This is a genomic window from Microcystis sp. M169S2, assembly GCF_020245865.1.
Lineage (GTDB): Bacteria > Cyanobacteriota > Cyanobacteriia > Cyanobacteriales > Microcystaceae > Microcystis > Microcystis ichthyoblabe_A.
Window position 1 is genome coordinate 1 of record NZ_JADBUB010000115.1, and the last position, 2,699, is coordinate 2,699.

1 protein-coding gene is annotated in these 2,699 nt (G+C 47.6%); it reads left to right on the forward strand.

Going from position 1 to position 2,699, the window contains the following annotated elements; all coding sequences use genetic code 11:
• Nucleotides 1–1,371: 1,371 nt before the first annotated feature.
• A complete protein-coding gene (gene ltrA, locus IM485_RS12245; protein WP_287743368.1) occupies nt 1,372–2,592 on the forward strand; it encodes a group II intron reverse transcriptase/maturase in 1,221 nt (406 codons plus the stop codon).
• The last annotated feature ends 107 nt before the right edge of the window (nt 2,593–2,699 follow it).

Consider the following 2,699-nt stretch of genomic DNA (forward strand, 5'->3'; position numbering starts at 1 on the left):
AAAAAGTATCGATTATGTTTTAATCATAACTGAGGTCATGGTAAGTGAGCCACCTACCGGCTGATCATTAAAGAAAGATACCGTATCTTCTTTTTCTTGAAGTGCAAGCGTGGTGTGTCTTGAATCATCTCCACGCTGCAAGGCGCAGAGATGAATGCTGAAAAATACATGGAAGCCCCATTCATGGGATTGGCCTTCCGCAAAGGGTTGTCAAGAGCACTTTGCAAACCGCTTTATGCTGCATAAGTGGAAACACTGTTGTGGTGAACGATAAAGTTAAAAACGGGGACAAAGATCTCCGAAGGTGGGCATGGCAGAGCTGAATAAATTGAACCCGCTACGAAGCCTCGAAAGCGCAAGACGATGTCAAAAGCAGCCTCTCACGTTTAGGCTGTGACAAAGCGCAAAGGACGACTTGATTACTGTTTGCGCGGCATCCGGGGTAAAGTGGGCAGGACTGCCATGTTGGGTATTTTTCGGAACAAGAGAAGTCATTGCCGCCTTGTTAATTGTCAAACAGGATGCAAGCATACAGGAATAGTATGAGGCAATGGTGGCGGACCGGATCGTAGTAGTTAGGAAGTTGCAGAAATGCAATGGAGCGAAGGTTTCGGCAAGTTCCTGCTTCGTTGCTGAACACAACCAGCAATGGGAAGATGACCTGAAGCGAAGCGATGTTACATTCGACCATGATTTCACGGTCGAACTATTCCGCTGCAATATCATATTGCAAGTGTAACTGAACTTGAAGAGCCGTGTGAAGGGAGACTTTCACGCACGGTTCTGTGGGAACGCAGGGGTGAAATTCCCCTGCGTGACCCGACTGTGACTTGAATCAATTACTCATGAAACAAGTAATTGAATGCTATTTGACTGATGGAATAAATTGATGGGAATCAATTGGCCTTCCACTGACGCTCTTCCGGGAGAGTTAGTAAACCGCCTTGTGCTGCTGCTTATGAAAATAAGTAGTGGTGAGCGACAAGGATCAAAAGGACAGAGTGAATCTGTTCAGGTATGACCGAAGTGAGCTGAACGAAAGTGAACCGTTCGATGAAGCCTCGAAAGGGCAAGACGATGAGCAAAGCAGGTGGTTACGTTTGCATCTGCGATAGAAACACAACCGATACCGGATTACGGGTTGTGTCTCATCCGGGGTTAAGGCGGCAGGACGCTCGGTCAGGCGGTCAAATGGAACAAGTGAAGTCAGTGTGGATTGGTCAAACTAAACAAAGGGAAACCAGCGCCCAGGGAGAGGGTGTCACACTGGCGGCAGATCAGATCGTAGTAGAGAAGAACGGGTTGTAATGATCCGGGATCGAAGGGTCTGACATGTTCATGTTTTAAATTATTCAACAACCAGCGAATGGGATGATTGATTATTTTGAGACGAAATCACAACCAATTACCATGGCAATGGTCTTAAAGGCCTATGGGATTGTTCGTGCCAACAAGGGCGGAGCAGGAGTAGATGGAATGACCTGGGCGGAGTTGGATGCCAACCTGCATAGATATCTCTACATGCTCTGGAACCGTCTGAGTTCGGGAAGTTATTTTCCTGCGCCTGTTCGTCAGGTAGAGATACCGAAGAAAAGCGGAGGAGTGCGACCTTTAGGCATTCCCACCCTTTTGGATCGTATTGCCCAACAAGTGGTGCGCAACCATTTGGAGAAGCAATTAGAGCCACTGTTTCATGAAAGTTCATTCGGGTATCGTCCCGGACGCAGCGCACATGATGCGGTAGCCCAAAGTCAGCGGAATTGTTTCAACCATGACTTTGCGGTTGATCTTGACATCAAGTCTTACTTCGATACCATCGATCACGACTTGATGATGAAAGCACTTTCGCATTATTGCAAGGACAAATGGGTACTGATGTATGTGGAGCGATGGCTGAAAGCGGACATCATGAAAGATGGAAAGCGTACGGCACGGAATCAGGGTACTCCGCAAGGAGGAGTGATTAGTCCGTTACTGTCGAACCTTTTTCTGCATGTTGTATTTGATGGATGGATGCAAAAGCATCATCAGGAAAAGCCGTTTGAACGTTATGCTGACGACATCATTGTTCATTGCAAAACGGAGCGTCAGGCGCAGTTCATGCTTGCGCGAATAAGGGAACGTATGGTGGCCTGCGGGTTAACGCTACACCCTGTCAAAACGCGCATAGTGAATCTTCGCGGTAAAAGCGAGAAACGCTATCCAAGAAAATATGACTTCCTCGGCTTTACGCTTCGTCCGGTGATGCGTGAGATCAGTGGCCGCCGGATACTTATGCCGGGTACATTTGTGAGTTGTGCTTCGAAAACTTCTATCAATAGGAAGTTTCGAGAGCTGGAAATCCACAAGCGACGCAAGCCGATTGCTCTTCTGGCCCGAGAACTGAATCCTGTGATTGAAGGAATCATTCAGTACTACCACAAGTTCTGGAATGCGGGTATGCGTCCGGTATGGAACCAGCTGAACCATCGTTTGTTGAAATGGGTAAAATGGGAAAAGGGTCTTTTCAAGTATGCCTCGCTCCGTTGGCTGCGGGCAATATACCAGGAACAGCCCACCTTATTTGCCCATTGGAAATTAGTACAACCATGACTATCTTTAGTCAAGTGATTGAGAACATGAAGAGCCGTGTGAGGCGAGAGTCTCACGCACGGTTCTGTGGGAAGGTGAGGGTGAAATTCCCTTGCCTGACCCGATTA

Coding starts and splice junctions, on each gene's coding strand:
- ltrA (WP_287743368.1), top strand. CDS start 1,372: ATGATTGATTATTTTGAGACGAAATCACAACCAATTACCATGGCAATG.